Source organism: Bradyrhizobium sp. GW821-FHT13H06 (assembly GCF_058803975.1).
The window spans coordinates 699,046-725,400 of the sequence record NZ_JBXAPN010000002.1; the positions used below are offsets into that span (position 1 = coordinate 699,046).

23 protein-coding genes and 2 pseudogenes are annotated in these 26,355 nt (G+C 62.1%); 11 read left to right on the forward strand and 14 right to left on the reverse strand.

The annotated features are described in order from the left end of the window. Window positions 1-4: 4 nt before the first annotated feature. Entirely contained in the window at window positions 5-772 is a 768-nt protein-coding gene (locus tag AC1RQP_RS10225) for an enoyl-CoA hydratase/isomerase family protein (protein WP_492936810.1), read from the reverse strand. Further along, on the reverse strand, window positions 769-1,503 hold the full coding sequence (locus AC1RQP_RS10230) for an IclR family transcriptional regulator (protein ID WP_492936811.1): 735 nt from the start codon (window positions 1,501-1,503) through the stop codon (window positions 769-771). Before AC1RQP_RS10230 ends, AC1RQP_RS10225 begins: the two co-directional genes overlap by 4 nt. A gap of 23 nt (window positions 1,504-1,526) precedes the next feature. Between AC1RQP_RS10230 and AC1RQP_RS10235 the strand changes: the two are divergent. Continuing rightward, window positions 1,527-2,094: pseudogene (locus tag AC1RQP_RS10235) on the forward strand (acyl-CoA dehydrogenase family protein); the annotation flags it as partial. Further along, window positions 2,083-2,655, forward strand: coding sequence for an IclR family transcriptional regulator (locus AC1RQP_RS10240; protein ID WP_492937137.1), 573 nt, complete (start codon window positions 2,083-2,085; stop codon window positions 2,653-2,655). The pseudogene AC1RQP_RS10235 and the gene AC1RQP_RS10240, both read left to right, overlap by 12 nt. Window positions 2,656-2,958: 303 nt before the next feature. Here the strand turns inward: AC1RQP_RS10240 and AC1RQP_RS10245 are convergent. From AC1RQP_RS10245 to AC1RQP_RS10255, 3 genes and pseudogenes are all read right to left on the reverse strand, one after another. Then, a pseudogene (locus AC1RQP_RS10245) lies at window positions 2,959-4,292 on the reverse strand (IS1182 family transposase). A gap of 41 nt (window positions 4,293-4,333) precedes the next feature. Continuing rightward, on the reverse strand, window positions 4,334-4,516 hold the full coding sequence (locus tag AC1RQP_RS10250) for a hypothetical protein (RefSeq protein ID WP_492936812.1): 183 nt from the start codon (window positions 4,514-4,516) through the stop codon (window positions 4,334-4,336). Window positions 4,517-5,876: 1,360 nt separating this feature from the next. Continuing rightward, a complete protein-coding gene (locus tag AC1RQP_RS10255) occupies window positions 5,877-6,449 on the reverse strand; it encodes a TetR/AcrR family transcriptional regulator (RefSeq protein WP_244646244.1) in 573 nt (190 codons plus the stop codon). A gap of 167 nt (window positions 6,450-6,616) precedes the next feature. Here AC1RQP_RS10255 and AC1RQP_RS10260 point away from each other — a divergent pair, with 167 nt between their 5' ends. From AC1RQP_RS10260 to AC1RQP_RS10290, 7 genes are all read left to right on the forward strand, one after another. Continuing rightward, a complete protein-coding gene (locus AC1RQP_RS10260; RefSeq protein WP_492936813.1) occupies window positions 6,617-6,922 on the forward strand; it encodes a phasin family protein in 306 nt (101 codons plus the stop codon). A 174-nt stretch (window positions 6,923-7,096) separates the two neighbouring features. Continuing rightward, window positions 7,097-8,122, forward strand: a complete 1,026-nt coding sequence (locus tag AC1RQP_RS10265) for an HlyD family secretion protein (RefSeq protein WP_492937138.1) — start codon at window positions 7,097-7,099, stop codon at window positions 8,120-8,122. After that, window positions 8,119-10,905 (forward strand): ribosome-associated ATPase/putative transporter RbbA, encoded by a 2,787-nt coding sequence (gene rbbA / locus AC1RQP_RS10270; RefSeq protein ID WP_492936814.1) that lies wholly within the window; start codon window positions 8,119-8,121, stop codon window positions 10,903-10,905. Before AC1RQP_RS10265 ends, rbbA begins: the two co-directional genes overlap by 4 nt. A gap of 2 nt (window positions 10,906-10,907) precedes the next feature. After that, a complete protein-coding gene (locus tag AC1RQP_RS10275) occupies window positions 10,908-12,020 on the forward strand; it encodes an ABC transporter permease (protein WP_492936815.1) in 1,113 nt (370 codons plus the stop codon). Window positions 12,021-12,053: 33 nt separating this feature from the next. After that, window positions 12,054-12,491 (forward strand): universal stress protein, encoded by a 438-nt coding sequence (locus AC1RQP_RS10280; protein ID WP_492936816.1) that lies wholly within the window; start codon window positions 12,054-12,056, stop codon window positions 12,489-12,491. 810 nt (window positions 12,492-13,301) lie between these two features. Further along, window positions 13,302-13,595 carry an AMP-binding protein gene (locus tag AC1RQP_RS10285; RefSeq protein ID WP_492936817.1) on the forward strand — a complete coding sequence of 98 codons (294 nt, stop codon included), beginning with the start codon at window positions 13,302-13,304 and terminating at the stop codon, window positions 13,593-13,595. Window positions 13,596-13,607: 12 nt separating this feature from the next. Further along, window positions 13,608-13,742 carry a hypothetical protein gene (locus AC1RQP_RS10290; RefSeq protein WP_283818149.1) on the forward strand — a complete coding sequence of 45 codons (135 nt, stop codon included), beginning with the start codon at window positions 13,608-13,610 and terminating at the stop codon, window positions 13,740-13,742. A 41-nt stretch (window positions 13,743-13,783) separates the two neighbouring features. Here the strand turns inward: AC1RQP_RS10290 and AC1RQP_RS10295 are convergent, their stop codons facing one another. Genes AC1RQP_RS10295 through AC1RQP_RS10305 form a run of 3 tightly spaced genes read right to left on the reverse strand, consistent with a single transcriptional unit; the run spans window position 13,784 to window position 16,977 of the window. Continuing rightward, on the reverse strand, window positions 13,784-14,557 hold the full coding sequence (locus AC1RQP_RS10295) for an SDR family NAD(P)-dependent oxidoreductase (protein ID WP_188107520.1): 774 nt from the start codon (window positions 14,555-14,557) through the stop codon (window positions 13,784-13,786). A gap of 28 nt (window positions 14,558-14,585) precedes the next feature. Beyond that, entirely contained in the window at window positions 14,586-15,809 is a 1,224-nt protein-coding gene (locus AC1RQP_RS10300; protein WP_492936818.1) for a thiolase family protein, read from the reverse strand. Between the two features lie 58 nt (window positions 15,810-15,867). Beyond that, window positions 15,868-16,977 (reverse strand): CaiB/BaiF CoA transferase family protein, encoded by a 1,110-nt coding sequence (locus tag AC1RQP_RS10305; RefSeq protein WP_188102985.1) that lies wholly within the window; start codon window positions 16,975-16,977, stop codon window positions 15,868-15,870. Between the two features lie 107 nt (window positions 16,978-17,084). Here AC1RQP_RS10305 and AC1RQP_RS10310 point away from each other — a divergent pair, with 107 nt between their 5' ends. After that, window positions 17,085-17,864 carry an enoyl-CoA hydratase/isomerase family protein gene (locus AC1RQP_RS10310; protein WP_492936819.1) on the forward strand — a complete coding sequence of 260 codons (780 nt, stop codon included), beginning with the start codon at window positions 17,085-17,087 and terminating at the stop codon, window positions 17,862-17,864. A 35-nt stretch (window positions 17,865-17,899) separates the two neighbouring features. Further along, window positions 17,900-19,120 (forward strand): phenylacetate--CoA ligase family protein, encoded by a 1,221-nt coding sequence (locus AC1RQP_RS10315; protein WP_492936820.1) that lies wholly within the window; start codon window positions 17,900-17,902, stop codon window positions 19,118-19,120. A 27-nt stretch (window positions 19,121-19,147) separates the two neighbouring features. Here the strand turns inward: AC1RQP_RS10315 and AC1RQP_RS10320 are convergent, their stop codons facing one another. The 6 genes from AC1RQP_RS10320 to AC1RQP_RS10345 are packed head-to-tail and all read right to left on the reverse strand — an operon-like array spanning window position 19,148 to window position 26,003. Beyond that, window positions 19,148-19,939: an ABC transporter ATP-binding protein gene (locus AC1RQP_RS10320; protein ID WP_492936821.1), complete on the reverse strand. Its 792-nt coding sequence runs from the start codon at window positions 19,937-19,939 to the stop codon at window positions 19,148-19,150. Window positions 19,940-19,999: 60 nt separating this feature from the next. Next, window positions 20,000-21,229 (reverse strand): ABC transporter substrate-binding protein, encoded by a 1,230-nt coding sequence (locus tag AC1RQP_RS10325; protein WP_492936822.1) that lies wholly within the window; start codon window positions 21,227-21,229, stop codon window positions 20,000-20,002. A gap of 51 nt (window positions 21,230-21,280) precedes the next feature. Continuing rightward, entirely contained in the window at window positions 21,281-22,333 is a 1,053-nt protein-coding gene (locus tag AC1RQP_RS10330) for a branched-chain amino acid ABC transporter permease (protein ID WP_492936823.1), read from the reverse strand. A 3-nt stretch (window positions 22,334-22,336) separates the two neighbouring features. Next, window positions 22,337-23,221 (reverse strand): branched-chain amino acid ABC transporter permease, encoded by an 885-nt coding sequence (locus tag AC1RQP_RS10335; protein ID WP_188102993.1) that lies wholly within the window; start codon window positions 23,219-23,221, stop codon window positions 22,337-22,339. Beyond that, window positions 23,218-25,182 (reverse strand): AMP-dependent synthetase/ligase, encoded by a 1,965-nt coding sequence (locus AC1RQP_RS10340; protein WP_492936824.1) that lies wholly within the window; start codon window positions 25,180-25,182, stop codon window positions 23,218-23,220. Before AC1RQP_RS10340 ends, AC1RQP_RS10335 begins: the two co-directional genes overlap by 4 nt. Beyond that, window positions 25,182-26,003 (reverse strand): ABC transporter ATP-binding protein, encoded by an 822-nt coding sequence (locus AC1RQP_RS10345; RefSeq protein ID WP_492936825.1) that lies wholly within the window; start codon window positions 26,001-26,003, stop codon window positions 25,182-25,184. The genes AC1RQP_RS10340 and AC1RQP_RS10345 overlap by 1 nt, the downstream gene beginning before the upstream one ends. Between the last annotated feature and the right edge of the window lie 352 nt (window positions 26,004-26,355).

Genomic DNA, 26,355 nt, shown 5'->3' on the forward strand with positions numbered 1-26,355 from the left:
CCTGTCAGCGTCTCCCAAAGGCCGTCTTCGCGACGGCCGCCCAATGATCGTCATGAACCCAGGCGGCTGCGAAGCGCGCGCCTTCGCGGCTTGCGCGTTCGTCCGGCGAGCCGCCAAACCGATGCATGATGGCGAGTGATTTGATTGCCCGCATGACCTGAGGCCGCTGCATCATCTCACCGATGTAGCTAGCGAGGAATTGGGCACCCTGGTCACCGGCCGGCGCGACAGCATCGACAAGGCCCGCGTGCTGTGCCTCCGCGGCGGAGAAGATCTGCGCCGAGGCAAGAATTCGCACTGCCTGGCTCGGCCCGACCAGCGTGAACAGGTCGGTGCCGCCGCCCCAGGCGGTCGCGATGTTGAGCTTCGCCTGCAGGAAGCCGATGCGCGCATGGGCGAGCGCTATCCGGTGATCGCAGGCCATGGCGAGCTCGGCACCGCCGCCGAGCGCATCGCCGTTGAGAACGGCGAGCACGGGGACGGGAAAACGACGGATGCAGTCGAAAGCCGCGCGGGTGCGCGCTGCAAAGGCGCGGGCTTCCGCCTCGCCCCGTAGCGCGTCCAGTTCCTTGAGGTCGCCGCCCGAGGCGAACGCCTTGTCGCCTGAGCCGGTCAGGACCACGAGCGACACATCCTCGCGTGCTGACCATTCCTCGAAAGTCGCTCCGATCGCTGCGATCAACGCATCGCTCAACGCATTGCGTTTCTCGGGCCGTGACAGCGTCACGCGCAGCATGCCATCGGCAAACTCGGCTACAACCAGATCGCTCAAGAGTCCCTCTCGATGTCGCGGCATATCTCCATAAGGCGACGCTGCTGCACCTCGACCTCTTCGGTCATGCGGTGCATGGGTCCGGCCACCGCGATCCCGTACACGTCGCCGCCGAACCTGACCGTGCTCGCAACCGCCATGACGTCAGCTACGTTTTCACCCCGGGTGATGGAGTAGCCGCGCGACGCTGTGAGCTCGATCTCGTCAGCCAGGCGCGCGCGGTCGATGATGGTGTTTTCCGTCATCGCATCGAGCCGCAGCTTGGCGATCGCCTCAGCACGCGCCTTCGGGGGCTTGGCGGCAAGCAGGGCCTTGCCGATCGAGCTGGAGTGCAGCGGCTTCAGATCGCCGGGCCGAGCGGTGTAGCGGATGTTCTGTCGGCCTTCGAGCACCGCGAGGTAGATGACCGCTCCGCCCTCCTCCTTGCCGAGGATGGCCGTCTCCCCGGTCAGATCACGCAGTCGCTCGAGACGCGGCATCATCCGCTTGAGCCAGGGCTCGCCAGCCGCAATGGCGGAGGCGACGTCGTACATCTTTCGGGTCGGATAGATGCCTTTCCGCCCGCCCACCCCGAACAGGAAGCCGCGCGTTTTCAGCGCGCGCACCAGGTTGAAACAGCTCGACACCGGCGCATCCAGCGCCGCCGCAAGTTCGGACAGCGACAGCGGCTGCTGCTCACGCGCGAAGAGTTCAAAAAGGTCGAGGGTTCGACTTGCTGATTTCACATCCATGAAATAACTTTCAGCATAAAGTTATTAACGAGTCAACCGGGCAGTTTGGGAAGCGGGATGGAGGTGAAGAGCAGGAAGCGATCCGCGAGGCGATTTCCGCCATCTGCCGACGCTTCGGCGACGATTACTGGCTGAAGCGCGACCGCGAAGGCGGCTTCCCCGAGGATTTCTACGCCGCCTTCGCTGCGGATGGCTGGCTCGGCATCTGCATCCCCGAGGCCTATGGCGGCTCGGGCTCGGCGTCACCGAAGCCGCGATCATGATGCGCGCGATCGCGGAATCCGGGGCCGGCATGTCGGCGCCTCCTGCCTGCACATTAACATCTTCGGGCTCAACCCCGTGCTCGTCCATGGCACGGGGGAGCAGAAGCGGCGGATGCTGCCGCCGATGGTGCAGGGCAAGGAGAAGGCCTGCTTCGCCGTGACCGAGCCCAATACCGGACTCAACACGACGCAGCTCAAGACTCGCGCCGTGCGGAAGGGCGACCGCTACGTCGTCGACCGCCAGAAGGTCTGGATCTCGACCGCCCAGGTCGCCGACAAGATCGTGCTGCTCGCCCGCACCACGCCGCTGGAGGAGGTGAAGAAGCCCGCGCTGGCTGGCCATGGCGCAGTCCGTGTCGAAGGCGGAGCCCCTGCCAGAGGCGGCGCTCCAGCTCGTCTTCGAGCTGGCCGGGGAGCACACAAGACGCGCGAGACGACGGCTATCGCGGCCCCGGCCGGAACCCATGCGATCTTCATCCATGTCGTCGAGTCCGAGGAGCCGATCCGCTACTTCGCCCGCGAAGGGTACCGGCTGCCGATACACGCCACGTCGAGCGGCCGCGCGATCCTCGCGCAATACACCCCGGCCGAACGGCAGGCGCTCTATCGCAAGATCAGCTTCGAGCGTTACTCGCCGACGACCCCGATGAGCAGCGACGCCGTCGAGGCGGAACTTCGGCGTTCGGCGGCGCGCGGCTACCATTTCAGCAATGGCGATTTCAGCAAGGATCTCGTGGGCGTCGAGCTTCCACTGCCGATTCGCCAGCGCCGGCTTTCGATCGTCGTCGCCGGCCCTCAGGTTCCGCTGCCTGGACAGGGTGCTGGCGATCGCCGAGACAATCCGACACGCCATTTCCCGCTTTGCCGGAAATCTATCGGCCGCTCCTGACGAAACGGCGGTTTGAGCGCGGTATCGGGCCGGCCACCGGCTCTGCTGTTCGGATCGTCACCATCTCTTCCGTCGCCGCCGTCGGCGAGATGATCTCGGTTGGAAGGGGATCGGCCTTGGCGGTTCCGTCCGGCAAGCCTTTCGTGGAAGCGGCTTGCGCCCGGCTACGATGTGTACGAGCCAGATCGATAGGTTAGCTTGGCTCGGGCCGGCGGTGTTCGTTTGCCGAGCTCCATGATGCTGTTTGAGCTAGGAGCCTGTCTGTTTAGTGATGGTGTAGCCGCGACGATAGCATGACGGCGCTCATGCGGCAGCCAGCGCGAGCTTTCGGAGGTTGTGGGCGGTGCAGATCAGCGCCCATTCGGCCTTCACCTTCTCGATTCCGCGCAGCAGGAACTGGCGGAAGCCTCTCGCCTGCTTGCTCTGCCGAACACCGGCTCGACCACTTGCTTGCGCAACCGATAGCGGCTGCGATGGCCGGCGCGCCTGAGCTTGGCGCTCATCCGGGCGAGCAGCGAGCCGGGCTTGGCCGGCCGCTTGGTGGTGGCGGACGTGGCTCCGTGCTTCTGCCGCCCAGTCGCGATGTAGCCGTTGATCCGCCGCCGGCCGAGCGTGCGAAGATTGGCCGCCGAGCAGTAGCCGGCATCGGCCGATACCTCGTCCGGATTGCGCTTGAGATTGGCCTTGATGCCGTCGAGCAAGGGAGCGAACTGCGCCTGGTCGCTGCCGTTGTTGTCGAGCGTGTGCGCGACGATGATCTGCGCCGTCGCATCGACTGCGGCCTGCGCGTTGTAGCCCTGAATGTAACCGTCCTTGGTCTTCAGGATGCGGCTCTCCGGATCGGTGAAGTTGCGCTGCGCCTTGCCGCCGGGCTCCTGTTTTGGCGGCGCCGGTGGCTTGCCGGTCCTCTTGCGGCCTTCTTTCTTGCGTTGCTCTTCCGCCTCTTCGCGGCGTCGCATCTCTTCGGCGGCGGCGGCTTTGGCTTCCGCCTCCAACTCCGCCCTGGCGGCGCGGATCTTCGCAAGCCGCTTCTGCTTGTCGGCCACCCAATCTGGCATCTTGTTGCCGTAGAGCTTGTCTTCCTCCGCATCGGCGGCCTCGGCGGCTTTCAGCCAGCGGTCGACCTCGGCTTCAAGCTCCGCTTCCCGTTTCTTCATCCGCTCGTAGCTCATCGCTTTGTGTTTCGACGCATTCGCCTTGATCTTGGTGCCGTCGAGCGCAACGTGCCCGAGCTTCACCAAACCGGCCTTCTCGGCGAGCTTCAACACCTGCACGAACAACCCCGCCAAGGCCTCGAGATGCCGCTTGCGGAACTCCGAGATCGTGCGGAAGTCCGGCGGGTCGCCGGCCACAATCATCATGAAGTCGGTACGCTCCACCGCCGCCATGGCGATCCGTCGCGACGAGTAGATGCCGCTCGCATAGCCATGCAGAAGCACCGCCGTCATCATCCGCGGGTCGAACGGCGGCTGGCCGAGCACGCCGCGGTAGCTGCTGGAAATCGCCGAAAGATCAAGCTCCTCCCGCACCAGCGCCACGATCAACCGCGATAGGTGATCCTTGGGTACGTAGTCCTGCACGCTCGGCGGCAGAAGCTGCGCCTCGTCAATCTTCCAGGGGCGAAAATCCTTGCTCATAGCCCCGTAAGGAATCAGACTCGCCCCAACTTGACCAGCGACTACTTGGACAGGCTCCTAGAAACGCGGCCCGAACGCAGAAGCATCAAGCACATCGTGAAGGAAGGGCCGATGCCGATCGTCAGAACCGGCGTCGTGCGCATTGTCGAAACCTGCTCGACAATCGGCGCATGCAAATCGAAGGCGGCCGTCAGATTCGGCTGCAACGCCGTCGCACGCGCCATCAGCGGAAGCCCGTTGGGCAGGCGCTCGAAGAGCTCGAGCTCAGTCGGGCAGTCTGGCGCGTGTCGCACTGATGGAGAGCGTTAACCCGCTGTTTGCAAGCGATCGCGCGCCCTTTTGTCGAGCCACGCAAAGCGGAAGGCGTCAAAATAGCGCTGGATTGATTTCATTGACGCGAACAACGCACTTCGCATGCAGTTGCCTGCGTCTACCGACGCAATGGAGGGCCACCAATCGGATGTCTGATGCAACTTCAAGTGGACAGATGATGGTCGATCACTGCACGCGCTCTTGCCAACGCTTCTTCTCGCCCGACCGCAGAGACGCTGTCTGGATCAGTGCGCAAAAGCTGACCACCCGGATAGATCTGAACCCGCCACCCAGATGCGTGCCGCACCAAGCTCAATGTGTAGCCCCGATACTCAGAGACGTCGCCGCTGATCTGCGACATAGTGTGGCTCCTCCGAAAGAGATCTGCATGCACGCGCGTTACGGTAAAACGTTTCACCAGCCGCTCTCAAGCGACCCGAATGCGGAATGCTGTGTCGCGTGTCTTAACGGATGCTTGTAGCGGCCCGTGACGACCTTGCGCCCAGGGTGCGAAGGAGTCCGCCGTGTCTTTGGCTGCGCAGCATCCGCCTGCTTCGGTGCGGGTGGGAGCAGCCGTGCGAAACTCTCGCGGATACCAGGATTCGGCGAGCCAAGGACCGCCGCAGCGGCAGGCGCATCTGCCGTCGCCGTGACGTCGGGCACGATCGTGGGCCGACTGGTATCAACGACGACCGCTTCGGGTCGTCTGCGTTCGGAGTAGATCCGGATTTTGGGAAGCTGCGATCCGGAAGCATGGATCTCCTCCGTCGGTGGCCGCGGCAGCATGGCGTCGGCGGCAAAAAGGAGCGCGAGCAATGCTCCGCCGACGACCAGAAGATATCGCCAAACCGGCATTTCGGTTCGTCCAGACGCCGTTGACCAACCAGAGCTCTTCCTCACTGCACTCAACTCCTGATCCCGGCAATCCTCCGGCTCGCGCCTACAAGTTGCGTTGCTGCTTTTGACTCTTCCCCGCGGTGGTCGCCCGGCAACGCGCATCGTGCGGGCTGGCGTGCCTACTTGCCCGGGGCCATTGCCAGATGAATCGACCAATCGTGGAAAGGCGGGTGCCTGCGCGGCCGGCGAAAGACCTCCTGTCATCGTCGCGCTGAGGGCCCCGCGGATCATCTCGTCGATCGATCCGGAAAGGCGCTGTTATGCGTTTTCTTCGCGAAGCGACGGCTTTGATCGCAGCTTCATGGAGGCCCCACCCGACTTGACCGGTACCGATCTGACCGGCGTTGACCGGAGTGAGCGAGGTCGTGGCGATCATCAGGGAGTTCTTTCCAGTTTCATGGTTGCCGCCGTCGCCGGATCGGCGGCATCCATCATGCCCCGGATGGCATTTGCGATAAGGGCTTCGAGTTCGGCGCTCGGTGCATTCAGTAGCGGCCCCATCCGAAGCACGTTCCTGAAGATGGACACGCCAGCCAACAGGGCGGCAATCACTGCGATTGGCACAGTATTCGATTGATCGAGCTCTTCAGCGAGCGGATCGACAAAGCTATCCAAAACAAATCTGCGAAGCAGCGGCGCGGCTTTCCCGCTGGCAAGCGAGCGAATGATAATATCGAGTGCATGCCCCCTGCGGGGGCGCTCCGAAACGACGTACCTTGCGAGTGAGCCCGCCACGCCATCCGCAGGGCCTGTGAACCGCTCATCGATCTGCGCCGACGCCTTCAGCGCTTCGGCAAACAGACGCTCTTTGGAGCCGAAGCAACGGTGCACATAGGCGACATCAACCCCCACATCGGCTGCGATGTCGCGCAAGCTGGCCTGCTCGTACGATCTTTTCGAAAATCGCGTGATTGCGGCTTTCAGGATACGGTCGCGCGATCCAACCATGGATTACGATCTCGCCTTGGGGGGCATGGGGAGCCTCGGCATTATCCTCGTCCAAGCGAATCCATAGCATTTGATCTCGTCAACACCTGTTGACCTAAATCAAAATCCGACCGTCCGCGAGGCCATAAGGTGATCGCGTTTCGCTCATGGACGAGAGAGTATCCGCTATGGAAAATGAACACACAGCATCGACATTTTCTTTCGCCACTCCTGACTGGGTAAAATCGTTCAATGGGGTGCCGAGGAACCTCTACGGCGCCTTATCAAAGGAAGCGTTGGGATTCACGGCCTCCTGTCTCCAGGATCAGGCGGATTACCTGAAGAAGCTCGCCGAGTCAGCGACTCCTGCGGAAGCACTGAAGTGCCAGATGGATTTCGTGCAGCAATCCTGGTGGCGGTACTTCAGCGAAGGCTGGCATGTAGTCGATGCACTGCGCAAGAACCAGCCATCTGGTTCAGCCCCTATTGAATAGGCCGCCCTCCTTACAGGTTGGCTGATGAGCGCGAGCAGAAGCGATGCTGCGAGCAGGCTTGCAGAGGCCGCCCAACCGCAGGCCAGCAGCACGTTGTTTCGTGGCCAGGCAAAGAAGAAGGGTGTCGCCGTGACAAGCACCGTGAAACGCTGGGGCTTGGTTCTTCTGACCATCATGGTAGCCGGCGGCGGTTATTACGGCTGGCAGAAGCTCGCAAATCACGATCTGCCCGCCGGCATCGCTGCCGGCAACGGCCGCATCGAGGCGATCGAGATCGACATTTCCACCAAGATACCCGGTCGCATCAAAGAGATCCTGGTCAACGAAGGCGATTTCGTTACGGCGGGCCAAGTGCTCGTGCGAATGAATACCGATCAGCTGGAAGCGCAGCGCCGCCAGGCGGAGGCGCAACTGCAACGCGCGACCATCGGTGTCGATACCGCCAAGAGCCTCGTGACCCAGCGGCAGGCCGAACGCAGCGCGGCGGCAGCGACCGTCGCCATGCGTGAGGCGCAACTTGACCAGGTGGAGAAAAAGCGCGCCCGGTCAGAGCAGTTGATCAAGACCAATGCTGTCTCGCAGCAGGTTCTCGATGACGACCGCGCCGCTTCGCAAACGGCCATGGCCGCAGTGAGCGCGGCACAAGCTCAAGTTGCCGCTTCCGATGCGGCCATCAGCACCGCGAAAGCTGCAGTGGTCGATGCCGAGGCTGCCACTGCCGCCGCTCGCGCCGCCATCGACAGCATCTCGGCGGATATCGACGACAGCACCCTGAAATCTCCGCGCGATGGCCGCGTGCAGTACCGCGTGGCTCAGCTTGGTGAGGTTCTCGCAGCTGGGGGGCGGGTCCTCAACCTGGTCGATCTCGGCGACGTCTACATGACGTTCTTTCTGCCAACGGCGCAGGCCGGCCGCGTCAAGATAGGAGCCGAGGTGCGGCTCGTGCTCGATGCCGCACCGCAATATGTCATTCCTGCCAAAGTCACCTTCGTCGCCAACGTGGCCCAGTTCACCCCGAAGACGGTGGAGACCGAGGAGGAGCGTCAGAAGCTGATGTTCCGGGTCAAGGCTCAGATCTCACCCGAGCTGCTGCAGAAATACATCCGGGACGTGAAGACAGGCCTTCCCGGGATGGCCTATGTGCAACTCGACCCTCAGGCCACATGGCCAGCGTTTCTCCAGGGCAAGCTGGCGCCATGAGTGATCAGCCAGCCCGCGTTATCACCCCAACGACGGTGCCGGTTGCGCAGCTCGCGTCGGTGGGGCTGTCATATGGTGCGACGCGGGCGCTCGAATCCGTCTCCATCGACGTGCCGTCGGGGTGCCTGGTCGGGCTGATCGGGCCGGACGGCGTCGGCAAGTCCACCCTGCTGTCGCTGGTTGCTGGCGCGCGGGTCATCCAAGACGGGCATGTCGAGGTGCTCGGCGGCGATATGGCGGATACTGCGCACCGCAGGCGGACCTGTCCGCGGATCGCCTACATGCCGCAGGGCCTGGGCAAGAATCTTTATCCGACCCTGTCGGTGTTCGAGAACGTTGATTTCTTCGGGCGCCTCTTCGGACATGGCAAGCGAGAGCGGGAGCGCCGAATCGGCGAGCTTCTGCAAAGGACCGATCTGGCCCCCTTTGCGGATCGGCCGGTCGGCAAGCTTTCGGGCGGCATGAAGCAGAAGCTCGGCCTCTGCTGCGCACTCATTCATGATCCCCACCTCTTGATCCTCGACGAGCCGACGACGGGCATCGATCCGCTGTCGCGCCGCCAGTTTTGGCAGCTGATCGCCGACATCCGTGCCGATCACCCCGGCATGAGCGTCGTCGTCTCGACCGCCTATATGGAGGAAGCGGCCCTTTTCGACTTGCTGGTGGCGATGGATGCCGGCCGGGTGTTGGCCACGGGGACGCCCCAGGATCTGTTGAACCGCACCAACACCACCACGCTGGACGATGCCTTCATTGCGCTTTTGCCGGAAGAAAAGCGTCGGGGACATAAGGAGGTCATCATTCCGCCGCGCCCTGCCGAGGACGGCAAGGAGGTGGCCATCGAGGCCGAGCAGCTCACCATGCGCTTCGACGACTTTACCGCGGTGGACCATGTGAGCTTCCGGATCACCCGCGGCGAGATCTTCGGCTTCCTGGGTTCGAACGGCTGCGGCAAGACCACGACCATGAAGATGCTGACCGGCCTGTTGCCGGCAACTTCCGGCACAGCGCGGCTGTTCGGCCGCGAGGTCGACCCCACCGACATGGCGGTTCGCCGCCGCGTCGGCTACATGTCACAGACCTTCTCGCTCTATTCCGAGCTGACGGTCCGGCAGAATCTCGATCTGCACGCGCGTCTGTTCAGCCTGCCGCCGGACGCCATTCCCGCGCGGGTTAATGAGATGGCGCAGCGATTCGATCTCACAGATGTCATGGAGGCGTTTCCGGACGCGTTGCCGCTCGGCATCCGCCAGCGCCTGTCGCTTGCGGTGGCGATGATCCATTCCCCGGAGATGCTGATTCTCGACGAGCCGACCTCAGGCGTCGATCCGATCGCCCGTGACAGCTTTTGGCAGATCCTGTCGGACCTTTCGCGTGAGGACAACGTCACGATCTTCGTTTCCACCCATTTCATGAACGAGGCCGAGCGGTGCGACCGCATCGCGCTGATGCATGCCGGCAAGGTGCTCGTCAGCGACACGCCGGCTGCCATTGTCAAGCGCCGCGCGGCCGCCACGCTCGAGGACGCCTTCGTCGCCTATCTGGAAGACGTAACGGGTGCGAAGGCCGATCGGTCGTCCAGTGCCGGGCCAGCCATCTCAGCTGAACCCGGTCGCATCCCTGTCCCGAACCGCGGCGCTGAGCGGCGGCGGCAATTCTTCGACCTGCGGCGCATGATGGCTTACGCCTTGCGTGAGGCGCTCGAGCTGCGACGCGACCCTATCCGTGCCGCGCTCGCCACCCTCGGCAGCATCGTCCTGATGTTTGTCATGGCATATGGCCTCAACCTGGACGTCGACAACCTGTCTTTTGCCGTCCTCGATCGGGACGATACGACGATCAGCCGCGATTACACGTTACAGATCGCTGGCTCCCGTTATTTCACCGAGAAGGCACCGATTGCCGATTACGCCGAGCTCGATCGACGCATGCGCAGCGGCGAACTCAGCCTGGCGATCGAAATTCCTCCGGGCTTCGCGCGCGATCTGGAGCGCGGCCGCAAGGTCGAGGTTGGCGCCTGGATTGACGGGGCCATGCCCACCCGGGCCGAAACGGTGCGCGGCTACGTGCAGGGCATGCATGCGGACTGGCTCATGAAGGAGGCCCGCGAGCTTCTCGGAAGACGTGCCGCTGTCGGTGACTTCCAGCTCGAGCTCCGTTACCGGTATAATCCAAGCGTCGAAAGTCTGGTGGCCATGGCGCCTGCGGTGATCCCGCTTCTGCTGTTGATGATACCCGCCATGCTGGCCGTCCTGAGCGTGGTGCGGGAGAAGGAGCTCGGATCGATCATCAACTTTTACGTGACGCCCGTCACCCGCCTCGAGTTCCTGACCGGCAAGCAACTTCCCTATGTCGGGATTGGCCTGCTCAACGCGCTGCTGTTGGCGGCGTTCGCGGTTGTCATCTTTCGCGTCCCATTCACGGGCAGCTTTCTCACTTTCATGCTGGCCGCCCTGCTTTATGTGAGCGCCACGACAGGCATGGGGCTCGTTATATCGAGCCTCACGAAGAGCCAGATTGCGGCGATGTTTGCGACGGCGCTGCTCACCATGATACCGGCCACCCAGTATTCTGGACTGATCGATCCGGTATCATCGCTTCAGGGAGCAGGCGCTGTCATTGGCCGGATCTACCCGACCACGTATTTCGTGACCATTGCGCGCGGGACCTTCTCCAAGGCCCTCGGCTTTGCCGACCTGTGGAGAGAGTTGGTGCCGCTGCTGATCGCCATTCCGGTGCTGCTCGGCGCGGGCGCGGCCCTCCTCAGAAAGCAGGCGAACTGATCATGCGCCTGGCCAATATCCTCAAGCTCGGCATCAAGGAATTGCGCAGCCTCGCCAGGGATCCGATGATGCTGGTGCTGATCATCTACGCATTCTCGATGTCGATCTACACCGGGGCGAACGCGCTGCCGGAAACCCTGAACCGGGCCGCGATCGCGGTTGTCGATGAGGACCAGTCTCCGGCATCCTCGCGCATCATTACCGCGTTCAATCCGCCCTACTTTTCGATCCCGAAGCTCATTACACAGTCGGAGATGGATCGTCGCATGGACGCCGGCATCGACACGTTCGCGCTCGACATTCCGCCGAACTTCCAGCGCGATCTCCTGGCCAGAAAATCGCCGACCATCCAGCTCAACGTCGATGCCACCCGCATCTCGCAGGCGTTTACGGGTGCCGGCTACGTCCAATCGATCGTGACCAGCGAAGTCAGCGAATTTCTCAAACGCTACCGGAGCGCCGCCAGCCTGCCGATCGACCTGTCGTTGCGGGCCCGCTTCAATCAGGAACTTAAGAAAGCATGGTTTGGTGCCATCAGCCACTTCATGTCGAACATCACCATGCTGTCGATCGTTCTGACCGGCGCCGCTCTCATCCGCGAGCGAGAACACGGGACCATCGAGCATTTGCTGGTCATGCCGGTGACACCCTTTGAGATCATGGTCAGCAAGATCTGGTCGATGGGACTGGTCGTGTTGGCGGCATCCGCGCTTTCGCTGATGTTCGTCATCCACGGACTGCTTGCCATTCCGATCGAGGGCTCATTTGCCCTCTTCATAGCTGGAACGACGCTCTATCTGTTCGCGACCGCCAGCCTTGGGATCTTCCTTGCGACGCAGGCCGGTTCCATGCCCCAATTCGGTCTGCTGCTGATGTTGGCGCTTCTCCCGCTGCAAGTGCTCTCGGGCACACTGACGCCGCGCGAAAGCATGCCCGAATTGATACGGTACGTCATGCTTGCCGCGCCGAATACGCATTTCGTCATGATGGCGCAGTCGATTCTTTTCCGTGGCGCCGGATTAGACGTGGTCTGGCCGCAGTTCGCCGCGCTGTTCGCGATCGGAGCGATCCTCTTCATGTTTTCGCTTCGGCGGTTCAGACAGTTCCTGAAATGAGTTCGCACACGCGCGATTTTGGAGGGTGCCATCATGACAATGAAGCTCATTATGTCAGCGACTGACGGCTCCGAAGGCGCGGAGCGGGCTGTCTTGGCTGCGGCTGGCCTTGCGAAAGCATTCAACGCGAAATTGTTGATCGTGCACGTCAGTGAAGACGTATTCTCCAACAAGGACCTCAGGCTGCTTGATCAGCTCCGGGTGGCTGAGGGTGACGCATTGGAGGAACTCAGTCGCAGAATTCTGGCGAATGCAAAGGCGGTCGCTCAGAATCATGGCGCACTGAATATTAAGACCATGACTGGGGGCGGAGACCCGACGAAGGTGCTTATAGAGACCATCGAACGTGAACATGCGGACGCGATCGTGCTCGGACGGCGGGGGCGGGGGCAGCTCGCAGGCCTTCTGCTCGGCAGTGTTTCGCAGAAGCTGTCATGCCTTGCACCATGCATGGTAATCATCGTCCCGTGATTTCTCAACTCAATCAATTATTGCGAGCCCATGGGAGAGAGATGTCGAGCCGCTTTCTCCAGCAGCAAAGCTGATCGGCGGAAGCGGATGAAATCTTCCCAGATGAAGCCGCCTCACCCTTCTTCGAGATGCAGGATCGCCCGAGCGAGGCATGAAGATTTCTTCGCGGGGCGGGGTCCCGGTTCGTGTCCCAAGGCTGGGCCAGAGGACCGGCAGGCTCAACATTCCTGCTTGATTGCGCTGCCGCTCGCGGTAGTGCGGGAGCTTCTGCAAAAGCTGAGAGGCTGCAGCGGTCATGATAAGTCCGGTGAGATCACCGCTCGCAGAGGAGAGCAAGGACCACCATGACCGTCCGTCCAGTCGCCCCCTCAAGATTCTCAAGTCAAGACCGCACCGCCCATTGCTGCCGAGGGACCAGCGCTGCTGACGACTGGGCCCGGAATAGACCCAGATCAACACACCTCCATGTCCGAAAGCCAATCTTGAATGGCGCGTGCGCCAGCTGCCCACACTTAGAGTCCAGCCATGACCACGACGGCATATCAGCAAGCTCCTCCAGCTCCAATAAATCCAGGCGGGAATGGGCACGAATCGGCAAACCGCTGGACGATTACCGCGAGGCCAACCTGCGCGACTATGACGGCTACGCACGTACTTTCTCTTCGGACCGGGCGCGCGCGCTGCCCGACGGGCTTCCCGGCGGCCTCAACATTGCCCATGAAGCGCTCGACCGTCATGTGAGGGCGGGTCGAGGCGACAAGTTCGCGCTGCGCTGGATCGCGCGCGACGGCGCGATCCGCGATCTCAGCTATGCTTGGCTCGGAGGTAAACCGCTTCGCCAACACTTTGGTGCAGCACGGAGTAAGGAAGGGCGAACGCGTCTTCTCGCTGCTTGAACGGGTGCCGGAGCTCTACATCGCCGCCTTCGGCACGCTGAAGAATGGCAGTGTTTTCTCCCCGCTGTTTTCAGCGCTCGGACCCGAACCGATCAAAACGCGCATGACAATTGGCGAATCCAAGCCGCTGATCACTAGCGAAGCCTTTTATCGGCGCAAGAGCCCTCCGGCCGCGGGAAGCATCGCGCGAAATGCATGCCTGAGCTAGGGGACCACGCCGATGAGCACTGATGGCATCATTCTTGTCACCGGCGGCAGCCGCGGCATCGGCGCTGCGACCGCAACTCGAGTTCGCCGGCATCACGACTTTGAATTCTGCGCATCCTGTCCAAAAGTGATCGGCGGCGGTCATTGAACCCTTTGGAATTTCCGGGAAGGGGCCAGAAGCGGCCGGGTCTAGCGCGGCTGCATTCGCGCGCCTGCGTCAATGCTGATCGTCGTGGCGTTGAGATAGGCATTCTCGGCAATGTGGTTGACCAGACTGGCGAACTCGTCGGGTTGCCCCATCCTGTTCGGATAAAGGATCATACGGTCGACGATCGACTGCGAAACCTTCGGCGGCATGCCGGCGACCATGCCGGTGTCGAACAGCCCAGGCGCGATGGAGACGACACGAATGCCGTATTCAGCAAGATCACGCGCGACAGGCAAGGTGAGGCCGACCACGCCGGCCTTGCTGGCACTGTAGGCCGCCTGTCCCACCTGCCCTTGCGACGCTGCACCGGACGCGGTGTTGATGATGACGCCCCGTTCGCCGCTCGCGCCCTCTGGCTGGTTGCGGGTCATGGCCAACGCCGCAAAGCGGATGATGTTGAAGGTGCCGGTGAGATTGATGCCGACAACCTTATTCCAGGTCGCCAGCGGAAACGGCTGCCCCTTTGATACGGTCTTGGCTGCATCGGCGACGCCGGCACAATTGACGGCGATATGAACAGCCTGGAATGCTTCGAGCACGGCGTCGACGCCGGAGCTGACGCTGGTCTCGTCGGCAACGTCGACAACACGCCCGAACGCCGCGCTCCCCAGTTCCCGGCAAAGATCGGCGAGCCGCGACTCGTCACGATCGAAGGCGGCGACGCGCACGCCCGCTTTCGCCAGTGTGACGCACGATGCCCGCCCGAGCCCCGACGCAGCGCCGGTCACGATCGCAACTTTTCCATCCAACTGCATGAGCGCCCCTCCTGCTCGATCTTCTGTATCAGCGGCCAAGGATGGTGATACAGGCTACTGCCTCTTCGATGCCCTGAAGGCCGCCGCCGTTTTCGGCGAGCGCAATGCGCGACCCCTCGACCTGTCGCGGCCCGGCCTCGCCGCGCAGTTGCGCCACCAGTTCATGTACCTGCCCGATGCCGGTGGCACCGACGGGATGTCCCTTGGATTCAAGCCCGCCGGACGGATTGACCGGTATGCGTCCACCGAGCGCAGTGTCACCGCGCTCCGAAATGATGCCGCCTTCGCCAAAATCGCAGAATCCGAGGTTCTCGATCTGGATGATTTCGCCCATGGCCGTCGCGTCATGCACCTCGGCGACAGAGACGTCCTCGGGGCCGATACCGGCCTTGTTATAGGCCGTTTTCGCCGCGAGCGCGGTACAGTGCCGCTCCACTTCGGACGGATCACGATCGCTACCGGTCTGGATAACCGATGCCAGCACGTGGATTGCCCGCGACTCGTCCAAGCCGAGCCGCTTCAACCCGGCCTTGGTGACGAGGATCGCAGCCGCCGCACCGTCGGATATTGGCGAGCACATCGGAAGCGTCAGCGGATAGGTGATCGGCGGGGCATTCAGCACTTCTTCGACCGAATAGGCATTGCGAAACTGCGCCAGCGGATTCTCCACGGAGTGCCGATGGTTCTTCGCCGCCACCGCTGCAAGCTGGCGCTGCGTTGTGCCGAACCGCTTCATATGCTGACGGGAGAACGCCGCGTAGACATCCATGAACACGCTGTAGGGCTTGTCCGAGGTCGAGCCTTCCGGTACCTCGACACCCTCGCCGAGCGCCAGCAGCCTATCCCGTATTTCACCATCTCGGCTGACGTCCCAGGCACTGTCAAACGCCTCGAACATCAGTTTACGATCGGTCGAAAACATCTTCTCGGCGCCGAGCGCGAGCGCAACATCACCCTCACCCGCCTTGAGGAAGGTCACGGCAAGGTTGAACGCCGTGCTACCGCTGGCGCAGGCGTTTTCGACATTGACCACGGGAATGCCGCCGATACCCATTTCGCGCAGCAGGATCTCGCCGCGGATCATGTGCTGGCGCTCCATGTGTCCTTGCGACGCATTGGCGAAAAACCCCGCCTCGATGTCAGCTTTCTGCAATCCCGCATCGCCGAGCGCGACATCCACCGCACTGCGCGACAGAGTCTTCATATCGGTATCCAGCATGCGTCCAAACGGGGTCATGCCAACGCCGACCACATAGATCTCGCTCATCCCACCCTCCCAGAGGATTATGATCTTCTCTTGTCTCTGCCTGTTAGTCCTTCAGCTCCGGCAGCGTGCGCAGGACCTGCTCGGTATGCTCGCCAAGGCCCGGCACACCGGAACGCGGACCAGGATGTTCGCCGGAGAAAATCAGCGGCTGCGCCACGTGATAGCGTCGCTCGCCATTGCCCTCCGCCACCTCGCGGAATAGCCCGCGCGCACGGAAGTGTGGATCGGCGGTCACCTCGCTCAACGAGTTCACCGGCCCCCACGGAATCCCAGCGGCGTCCAGCCTCTCCGCCCAATCGGCTCGATCGCGCGTCGCCAGCGCGCCAGCGACTTTGCTTCGCAACGCATCGCCGCGCGCGACCCGCTCGCCACGATTGAAGCCCGCCGCATCAGGCATGCCGAGCAGCTCGCACAGCGGCCGCCAGAACCAGTCTTCGTGAGCGATCGACAGTGTGAGAAGACGACCGTCGGCACACTTGAAGACGCCATAGGCCGGCTCGGCGCCGATGTCAGCGAGCGGCGCGCCGTTCATCACTGGACCGAGCATCACCGACATCCAGGACACCAGGCCATCCGTCATCGAGACATCGACGTATTTGCCTTTTTCTGTACGTGCCCGCTCGAACAGTGCCGCCAGCGTGCCGACCACAGCGAACATGCCGGAGGACAGATCGCCGATCGCGATGCTTCCCGGGTCTTCTACCGAACCCTGCTCGGCGTGGCGAAAGAGAAACCCGGCGAGCGCCTGATAGGAAATGTCGTGGGCTGGGCGATCGCGATACGGCCCATCCTGCCCAAAGCCGGAGATCGAGACATAGACAAGGCCTGGATTGAGCTGCGCCATTGCTTCATGGCCGAACCCGAGGCGCGCCATGGTGCCCGGACGAAATCCTTCCATCAGCACGTCGGCGGAAGCCACCAGCCTGCGCAGGTTCAGCTTGCCTTCGGCACTCTTGAGATCCAGCGCCACCGACTGCTTGCCGCGATTGAGCGCGCCATGAAAGGCCGGAAACTGCCGTGCAGGGTCGCCCGCCCCCGGCCGCTCCACCAGGATCACCTCCGCGCCCAGGTCACTCAGCAACAAGGTTGCGTACGGCCCCGGATACTGTTCGGCCAGACTGATCACCCGAATTCCAGCGAGGGGAAGGCTCATCTCATGCTCACTTATGGCAGTGACCCGGCTTGCATTAGTCCCTCCAGTCTGTAACATAACCCGAGAAATAATCAACTAACTTCAAAGTCAATTAAGAGGGAAGCGCGGTGGAATCGGTGATTTCTGAAATTCGGGGCGGCGCGATGTGGATCACGCTGAACCGGCCGGATGCACTCAATGCCATCACTCCCGCAGTGGTTTCGGGCATCAACGCGGCGCTCGACAAGGCTCAGCTGTCGGACGTCTGCGCAGTGGTGCTGACCGGAACGGGGCGCGCGTTCTGCGCCGGCGCTGACCTCAAATTCGTACGCGGCGAAGCGGGAGACGACGAAACGGCGCTGAGTCGCTTTCTCGATACTGTTCTCCTCGTCATGAACCGGCTCGAGACGTTTCCGATGCCGGTCATTGCGTCGCTGAACGGATTGACGTTGGCCGGCGGCCTGGAACTGATGCTGTGCTGCGATCTCGTTGTCGCGGCGCGCTCGGCCAAGCTCGGCGACGCGCATGCAAACTATGGTCTCTTGCCTGGCGGCGGCAGTTCGGTGCGACTGCCGCGCAAGATCGGCTCGACCCGCGCAAAATATCTGCTCTACACCGGCGAGTTCGTGCCAGCCGAACAGCTTGTCGCCGCCGGACTGGTCAACGAGGTCGTCGATGACGATAAGCTGATCCCGACGACCCAAGCGCTGGTCGCCAAGCTCGTCAACAAGAGTCCGCTCGTGCTTCGTCGCATGAAGGCCCTGGTCGATGATGGCCTGGAGCAACCTTCCGCAATAGCATTGCGACAAGAACTTCTCGCCAGCGAAGTCCACGCCCGCAGCCACGACCTGAAGGAGGGACTTGCCGCATTTGAGGAAAAACGCAAACCACGCTTCACCGGCAAATAGGAAAAGCAAGCCGGGAACGCAAAGAGGAGGCGGTAATGAGCCAGGACACGCGCTTCACACGCCTGCAGCGGATTCAACATGCCGCCTACCAGCTTGCACCCACTATCCGGGAGATATTCGATCGTGCAGGCCTTGCTCCGGCCGACCTAAAAACCCTGGACGATCTGTCGCGGCTGCCCGTATTCAAGAAGGAGGCACTGGTCGACCTGCAGCGCCGACGGCCACCATTCGGCGGGTTTCTCGCTGCGAAGGACCAAGATATCGTCCGCATCTTTGTCTCACCCGGCCCCATCAACGAACCTCAACTGACGCACGATCGCGACGGCTGTGGCTTCGGTACGGCCTTTGCTGCTGCCGGCCTTGGCCCCGGCGATCGAGTGCTCAATACCTGGTCCTATCATCTCGTACCGGCCGGCCTTCTGCTCGACGAGGGACTGCGCTCCGTCGGCGCGACGGTGATTCCAGCGGGCACGGGCGGCAGCGAATTGCAGGCGAAGCTGGCAATCGACCTTGGCGTGACCTGCATCTGCGCCTCGACAGCCTTCTTTATGACGCTTGCAGAAGCCGTCGAGGCGACGGGTCACTCGCTCCCCGGAGGCTGGAAGGTCAAAACTGCGTTGCTCGGCGGCGAACTCGGCGACTGGCTCGGCAAGCGCCGCCGCCTGGAAGCCAGGTACGGCATCCGGACCTTCGCAGTCTATGCGACAGCGGACTTCGGCGTGATCGGCTTCGAAAATGGAGCGCAGGACGGCGGCTACGAGATCCATCAGGATCGTATCGTACAGATCTGCGACCCGACGACGGGGGTCCCGCTCCCGCAGGGCGAGCCTGGCGAGATCGTGGTCACCACGCTGACGCCGGGCTGGCCGCTGATCCGGTTCGGGACCGGCGATGTCGCCGCCGCCACGGCAACGAATGCTGACGGCACGGTGCGGCGGATCGGTATGCTGCAAGGACGCGTCGGCCATGCCGTGAAGGCGCGCGAGATCTTCATCTATCCCCGCCAGCTCGAAGACCTCGCAATTGCCGTTCCAGGAATCGGCCGCGCGCAAGCAATCGTCACGCGCCCGCAACTGCGGGAAGAAATCACGGTGCGGCTTTCGCTGCTGCCGGACGCGGACCGCGACGCCGTCCTGGCTGCGGTGCCGGCCCGCTTCAACGCGCTGTCGCGCCTGAAAGCCGATCGTATCGAGGTGGTTGGTACGGATGAGTTGCCGGCTGAGGCTCCATTCGTGGTCGACCGGAAGGACGGATAACCCCGCAAGGCAACAGCACGCAGCGCCTCAGCCGAGCCACCGCTTACGACGTCGGTAATGCTTGATATCGCGATAGCTCTTGCGCTCGCCTTTGAGGTCAAGTCCGAGATAGAACTCCCGCACGTCCTCGTTGTTGCGCAGCTCTTCTGCGGCGCCTTCGAGGACGATCCGCCCATTCTCCATGACGTAACCATAGTCGGCGATCTCAAGTGCAACCCGCGTGTTCTGCTCGACGATCAGAAGCGTGGTTCCGCTTGCCTTGAGGTCCTTCAGCAACTCGAAGACCTCGTCGATCATCAGCGGCGCAAGACCAAGCGATGGCTCATCGATCATGATCAGCTTTGGATTGGCCATCATCGCGCGTCCAATCACGACCATCTGCTGTTCGCCGCCGGACAGATAGCCGGTTATGCGATCCTTGAGCGCCGCAAGCCGGCGAATGCGATCGTAAACATTATCGAGGCGCTTGCGCACCTCGCGCCCCGACGATTCCATGTGGCCGCCGACCAGCAGATTCTGCTCAACGGTCAGATGGCGCAACACGCGGCGGCCCTCCATCACGTGGATGATGCCGCTTCGAACGACTTCGGTCGGATCCGCCTTGTCGATCCTCTTGCCGTCGAAATTGATGTTGCCGGAGGTCACCCGGCCATCCTCGACGCGTATGATGCCGGAAATCGCCTTCAGGGTCGTGGACTTGCCGGCGCCGTTGCCGCCGAGCAGCGCAACGCACTTGCCATCCGGCACGGCGAGCGAGATGCCCTTCACCGCCAGGATGACATCGCTGTAGATGACTTCAACGTTGTTCAGTTCGAGCAAAACGCAAGCCTCCCGAGGGGATCCGACCGGGCCCGCGGGACCCGGCCGGATGGCGTTACTTCACCACTTGTTAATGGACGGCACCGGCACGCCCGCCGCGGCCTCCATGTACTTGCCGTCCTTGATGGTGGCGATGCTCGCGACCAGCCCCTGCGTCGGGAACGGCCCCTCGTTTGAGAACTTCGTGTTGCCGAGAATCTTGAAGGTATCGTCCGCCGAGATCGTCGTCGACAGAAGCGCCTCGCGGATCGCTTCGCCGGTGATCTTGTCCGGACCGACCTTCTTGGCTGCAGCTTCGATGGCCCGCATCGCGATCAACGCCTGACCAAGACCCTGCACGGCAGAAACCGTCCACTTCGCCTTGAGGCCGTACTTGCTCTGAAGCATTTCGAAAAACTCACGCCCCGGCGTCTTTGCGTCAGTGGGCGCGGCCATCGCATAGACCTCGTAATCGCCCTCCATCTGCTTGATGTCGCCGATCGCGCGACCGGATTCCGCCAGTCCGTTGTGCGAGCTCACGACAATCGGCACATTCTTGCCAAGCGACTGCAGCGCCCGCTTGGTGGCGACCACAGCGGCCGTGTTCGTCATGATCATGATCACCTCGGCACCCTTGCGGGTCACGCGGTTGACCTGGGTAGTGAGGTCGGTCGGCTGCACTTCCGTGAACACAACCTCGACGACCTCGACCTTGTCGGGATTGTCGGCCGCATAGCGCTGGACGCCCTTGTGCTGATCGACATAGGCGGGCGAAGCTTCCGACGAAATGATCGCGACCTTCAGCGGCCCGCTGCCACCGCGCTTCTGACGTAACCAGTCGAAGAACGCCGCGGCTTCGTGGCTGTAGGTCGGACGCTGGTTGAAGATCCACGGATCTGGCTTCCAGGCAAAACCATACGCGGCAGTCGACATCACCATCGGGATCTTGTCGGACGGCAGCCGCCCCTGAAGCGCGGCGACGTCGGGTCCGCCGACCCCGAGCACGATGATCGGGTTGAGCTCGGCCTTGATGCCGGGCCACAGGCTCGCCACCTGCGCCGCATCATAACGATGATCGTAATCCTTGATACCGAGCTTGACGCCGATCTTCTTGCCGACTTCGGCATTCCACCAGTCGATGACCGGCCGGCGCGCACCGATCAAGTCTTTCATCACGTCCGCATAGGGACCGGTGAAATCGGCAAGCGACGCCACATTGTAGGTAGTCTGGGCACTGGCCGGCGCCGAGATCGTCAGCAAACCGAGCGCGGCGGCCGCCCCGGCGATCTTGATATGCTTCGAAATTGTCATCTTTTCAGTTCCTCCCATGAATGTTCTCAAAACTCCGATCGGCCCTGGCCTTCAATAGGGAAACGGCCAAAGGCGATAGGATCGTTTCAGGATATTCCAGCGGTGCATCAACCCGCGCGGCTCGAAAATCAGAAACGCGGCGATGATCCCGCCGAGAAACACATTCATCAGCGCGAATACCACGTCGCCACCAAGCGAGGGAAATTCCGCAACGATGCTGGGACCAAGTGTAACGAAGCTTTCCTGAATTGCCTTGATGACGAAGACGCCGACCAATGCTCCGGTGATCGAGCCAAGGCCTCCGACAATGACCATGGCGATGAACCAGATCGAATGGAACAGCGTGAACTGATCAACGGCGACGAAACGCACGTAGTAAGCCCACAGCGCCCCGCCGATCCCCGCGTAGAACGCGCCGATCAGGAAGGCGGTTGCCTTGGTCCGCACGACGTTGATTCCCATCAACCCGGAAGCAACGTCGTCATCACAGACTGCGACGAAGGCGCGCCCGTGCCGGCTGCGCACAATGCCGTAGGCGCCGAGCACCATCGCCGCGGTCGCAGCCAGACAGAGATAGTAGATCGAGGTCTCACTGACGAAACTGAAGCCGAAGATCTGCGCCGGCTCCAGCGTCAACCCGTTCGATCCGCCGAACCATGACTGCGGCAGATTGAGAATGAGGAAATGAAACAAGGTCTGCGCCGCGATGGTGGTGAGCGCCAGGTAGAAGCCCTTGATGCGAACCGCCGACAGGCCAAAGATGAACCCGAATACGGCGGCGGCGCAGCCACCGAGCGGAATACTGAGCCAGAACGGCAGATTGAATTTGATGGCCAGCGCACCGGTGGCGTAGGCGCCGACCCCCATGAAGGCAGCCTGGCCGAGATTGATCTGGCCCGCATATCCCATGTTGATCTGCAGACCGATCACGACCACGGCCATGATCAGCATGTTGGTCGAGATGGCGACGAGGCGCGGCCCCAGAACATGGGGCAGAACGACCAGCGCGACGAGAAACAGAACGAGCGCGACCCATTGCCCTCGGGTGCGGATCAAGGCCTGGTCGCGTTCGAAGCTGGTGGCGAATACGCCTGCCGGATCCATCGGTCAGACCCTTTCGATGGTCTTCCAGCCGAACATTCCGGTCGGCCGAATAAAGAGGATGAGCAGCATGATGATGAATGGAAACACGGTGCCGATCGCGCCGCCCACGATCGGATCGAGGTAGGCGGTCACGAGCCCCTGAATGATGCCGACGATAAGGCCGGCCAGCAGAACCCCGGCGATCGCCTCGAAACCCGCCAGCAGCGCCACCGGCAACGCCGCAAGGCCGATGTCGGAGGCAAGAAAGTTCAGCGACTTTCCGCTAAGGAAGATGATGGCGCCGAGCGTCGACAGTACGGCGCCGAGAATCCACGCAAACGCGATAGAGCGCTTCACTGAAATTCCCATCGACAATGCCACCTGATGATCTTCGGCCACCGCTGTCATGCGCAACCCGGCCCGCGTGCGGTTGAAAAACCACGACAGGCCGAAGCCGACGATGACCGTGATTGCGCCGCCGATGAGAAGCGAGCGGGGGATGAGAATCTCCCCGATGATCACCGGCTGAAGCGGAAAGATGATTGGGAACGAGCGCACCTGCGGGCCGAACAGCACGAGGATTAAGCCGCGGATCAGGATCAACAGTCCGATGGTGACCATGACCATGGCAAATACCGATTCACCGGCAAGGCGGGAAAAGAACACCCGCTCGACCAGGAGTCCGAACAGCGCCGCCGCAACGAACGCGAGCGGAATGCCGATCGAGAGTGGCAGGCCCAGCGAGGCGACCATCCACCAGACGATGAAGCCGCCGAACACGACAAGTTCGCCTTGAGCGAAATTGAAGACTTTCGACGCTCGATAGATGACCACGAATCCCATGGCGATGAGGGCGTAGAGCAGTCCAACCAGCGCGCCGTTGATGAAATAGTTGACGAAATCGATCATGCGATGGCCCGCAACGGTTCAGCGGCGTTTGCCGACTTGCCCCCTTTGACGACGTCGTGGATGGCGACGTGAGCAGACAGCGTACCCTTTCGCCCGTCCTGATATGTCACTGCAATGTCGAGCTTCTGATCATCCCGACCGTCGTACATCGCCTCGATCAGCACGGCATAGCGTTCGGCGAGGAATTCGCGTCGCAGCTTGCGTGTGCGGGTCAGTTCGCCTTCATCCGGATCGAGCTCCTTGGGGAAGTTGGCGAACCGACGGACCCGCGCATGCTCGGGCAGGAACGTATTGACGCGCGCAATCTCGCCGCGCATCAATTCGGCTACCTCAGCCTTCTGCGAAAGATCGGTAAAGGTGGAGAAGCTGATGTTTCGGTCTTCCGCCCATCGTGACACCACACTCATGTCGATGTTGATCAGCGCGCCGATATAGTCGCGCGTATCATCGCCTAGCGTCATGATATCCTTGATGAACGGGCTGAAACGCAGCCGGGTCTCGATAAACTGAGGCGGAAACCGTTCGCCGGAGCGAAGCTGTCGAAGATCATCGAGGCGCTCGAGGAATACGAGCTCGCCGCCGTCCGTGACCGACACCGCATCGCCCGTACGATACCATCCTTCCTCAACGCGCTGGGCCACGCTGTCAGGCTTCTTGTGATAGCCTTGGAAGAAGCTTCCGCCGCGAATAAGCAATTCACCCTGCTGCGAGACCTTCCATTCCAGCGACGCGCCGGATTCGGGGTGCGCGTTCAGCCAGTGCCCCACCGTCTCGAGATTGTATCGATCGCCCTGATGCAGGGTCAGAAGCCCGATCTCTGTGGTGCCATAGATGTTGCGCAACGGCACGCCGATGGCATGGAACAGGCGGAACACATCCGGCGCCATCGTGGACCCGCCGCACAAAGCGAGCTTGATGCGCGTGAGGCCGAGCTTGTCCCGCAGCGGCTTCAACACCAGCACTTCCGCGAGCGGCAGCGCAAGCCGCGCGCCGAAGGGGATCGGCTTGCCTTCGAGACGCGCGACGTGGACCTTGTGGCCGATATCGACACCCCAGGCGTAGATTGCCCTACGCATCCGGCCGGCATCGAGCATCCGGCCTTGGATCGTGGCGGCGAGACTCTCCCACTGGCGCGGGGCGAACACCATCACCTCGACCGCGAGTTCGCGGATATTGTTGAGAACCTCCTCGGGCGCTTCCGGGAAATTCACCACCAGCGGCAGCAGGAGGCCGATGGTGACGCCGAAGAACTGCTCCGTCGCCCAGGCCGGGGCAATATAGGTCAGATATTCCATGCCGGGCTTGATGCCAGTCGCCCCGATGACGCGATGCGCGTTGTCGACGAGGTAGCGATGGGTCAGCACCACGCCCTTTGGCCGCCCGGTGGTGCCGGAGGTATAAGACAGCACGGCCACGTCGTCGGGTCGACCTGCCTCGACCACGCGTCGGAACAGATCGGTATCCTCGGCGTGGCGCGCGCGTCCGGCCTCAACCACCTTCTCGAACGGCGTCAGGCGCTCGTGACGATAGGACCACATCCCGGTATCGTCCCAGTAGATCATCTGGCGAAGGTGCGGAACGCGATCGAGAATCGCGAACCCTTTGTCTACCTGCTCCTGATCCTGCGCTACCAGACAGACCGCATCGCTATCGTTGAGGAGGTATTCGATTTCGTCCGCAGTGATGTCAGGATAGAGCGAGACGATCTTGCATCCGATCGAGAACGCCGCAAACTCGCCCCAGAAGTTCTCCGGCTCGTTTTCGCCGATAATGGCCACGGTCTCGCCACGGCGAATGCCCATCGCGTCAAGGCCGAGGGCGAAGGAACGCACCTTCTCGAGGACGTCACCATAGGTGTATTCGCGCCAAATGCCGCGATACTTGTGCCGCTCGACAAGCCGGTCCGGTGCCGCGCTGGCACGCTCGAGCAACAGTTGCGGAATGGTACGCATCGGCAGCATCAGCGATTTCCTTCGCCCAGATACGCCTTGAGCACCGCAGGATTTTGCTGAATCTCCAGCGGAGCCCCCTCCGCAATCTTGCAGCCAAAATCGAGCACGACGATCCGGTCAGCAAGATCCATGACGACGCCCATGTCGTGCTCGACCAGCACCACCGGGATCCGTCGCGCCTCTCGAACGTCGAGAATGAAGCGCGCGAGGTCCTCCTTCTCCTCGGTATTCATCCCGGCCATCGGCTCATCCATCAGCAGGATACTCGGCTCCTGCGCCAGGGCACGACCGAGATCGACGCGTTTGCGCAAGCCATAGCCGAGGCTACCGACCGGCTGATGGCGGATGGATTCGATTTCGAGCAGTTCGATGATTTCCTCGACGACCTCGCGGTGCCGGATCTCCTCGCGCCTGCAAGGCCCGAAGTAAAAGAACGCCGACGGAATCGAGCTCTTCATGTGAATGTGACGACCGACCATGATGTTTTCGATCACGGTCATGTTCGAAAAGATATGCGTCCCCTGGAAGGTTCGGGCCAGGCCGGCCTTCACGATATGGTGGACGCCCATACCGGACAGCAGCGAGCCATTGAATCGCACCTCGCCCTGCTGCGGCCGATAGAAGCCGCTGAGGCAATTCATCAGGGAGGTCTTGCCGGCACCGTTCGGCCCGATCACCGCGAGCAACTCGTCCGCCCCGACCGCGATGGACACATTGTCAAGCGCGACGACGCCACCGAAAGCCATCCGGATACGGTCGGCGACGAGAACCGCGACATTCTGCGCCGCACAGTTCCGCGATGCTGAATAGAGAGGCGAAACAGCGCTCAACACGCGTGCCCCTTCACCAACGCAATCCTGCGACATTCATCCTCCCCACGGTATGCGGCATTTCGACCGAGCAGCGCTCGCCCTTAATCGATCCATCCTTCGCGGATTTTATGACCAATGAGCATTATTTTTAACTCCACAGTCAATTTGGGTCAAGTCCGTTCAGGAGCCTGCAACGCACCACGACGCAACCAAGCCGACCGAACACTCCGGCGCGAACGCATCAAGAGAACACGGACTCCGGTTGCAGCAAGCAGCAGGCGCTTCCCGCGTTGGAGGAAGCTCGTGATCGGGCGCATTCAGGCGCGCCTTTCGACGAAGCGGTCTTCGACCTTTCGACCTGCAATGGCAC

Bases quoted from the DNA above. Each gene is read 5' to 3' on its own strand.
- AC1RQP_RS10250 (WP_492936812.1), bottom strand. From the start codon at position 4,516: ATGGCGCGTGCGACGGCGTTGCAGCCGAATCTGACGGCCGCCTTCGAT.
- AC1RQP_RS10230 (WP_492936811.1), bottom strand. From the start codon at position 1,503: ATGGATGTGAAATCAGCAAGTCGAACCCTCGACCTTTTTGAACTCTTC.
- AC1RQP_RS10285 (WP_492936817.1), top strand. From the start codon at position 13,302: ATGCTTGGCTCGGAGGTAAACCGCTTCGCCAACACTTTGGTGCAGCAC.
- AC1RQP_RS10280 (WP_492936816.1), top strand. From the start codon at position 12,054: ATGACAATGAAGCTCATTATGTCAGCGACTGACGGCTCCGAAGGCGCG.
- AC1RQP_RS10260 (WP_492936813.1), top strand. From the start codon at position 6,617: ATGGAAAATGAACACACAGCATCGACATTTTCTTTCGCCACTCCTGAC.
- AC1RQP_RS10315 (WP_492936820.1), top strand. From the start codon at position 17,900: ATGAGCCAGGACACGCGCTTCACACGCCTGCAGCGGATTCAACATGCC.
- AC1RQP_RS10265 (WP_492937138.1), top strand. From the start codon at position 7,097: ATGGTAGCCGGCGGCGGTTATTACGGCTGGCAGAAGCTCGCAAATCAC.
- rbbA (WP_492936814.1), top strand. From the start codon at position 8,119: ATGAGTGATCAGCCAGCCCGCGTTATCACCCCAACGACGGTGCCGGTT.
- AC1RQP_RS10295 (WP_188107520.1), bottom strand. From the start codon at position 14,557: ATGCAGTTGGATGGAAAAGTTGCGATCGTGACCGGCGCTGCGTCGGGG.
- AC1RQP_RS10340 (WP_492936824.1), bottom strand. From the start codon at position 25,182: ATGCTGCCGATGCGTACCATTCCGCAACTGTTGCTCGAGCGTGCCAGC.
- AC1RQP_RS10335 (WP_188102993.1), bottom strand. From the start codon at position 23,221: ATGATCGATTTCGTCAACTATTTCATCAACGGCGCGCTGGTTGGACTG.
- AC1RQP_RS10305 (WP_188102985.1), bottom strand. From the start codon at position 16,977: ATGAGCCTTCCCCTCGCTGGAATTCGGGTGATCAGTCTGGCCGAACAG.
- AC1RQP_RS10275 (WP_492936815.1), top strand. From the start codon at position 10,908: ATGCGCCTGGCCAATATCCTCAAGCTCGGCATCAAGGAATTGCGCAGC.
- AC1RQP_RS10330 (WP_492936823.1), bottom strand. From the start codon at position 22,333: ATGGATCCGGCAGGCGTATTCGCCACCAGCTTCGAACGCGACCAGGCC.
- AC1RQP_RS10255 (WP_244646244.1), bottom strand. From the start codon at position 6,449: ATGGTTGGATCGCGCGACCGTATCCTGAAAGCCGCAATCACGCGATTT.
- AC1RQP_RS10325 (WP_492936822.1), bottom strand. From the start codon at position 21,229: ATGACAATTTCGAAGCATATCAAGATCGCCGGGGCGGCCGCCGCGCTC.
- AC1RQP_RS10290 (WP_283818149.1), top strand. From the start codon at position 13,608: ATGAGCACTGATGGCATCATTCTTGTCACCGGCGGCAGCCGCGGCATC.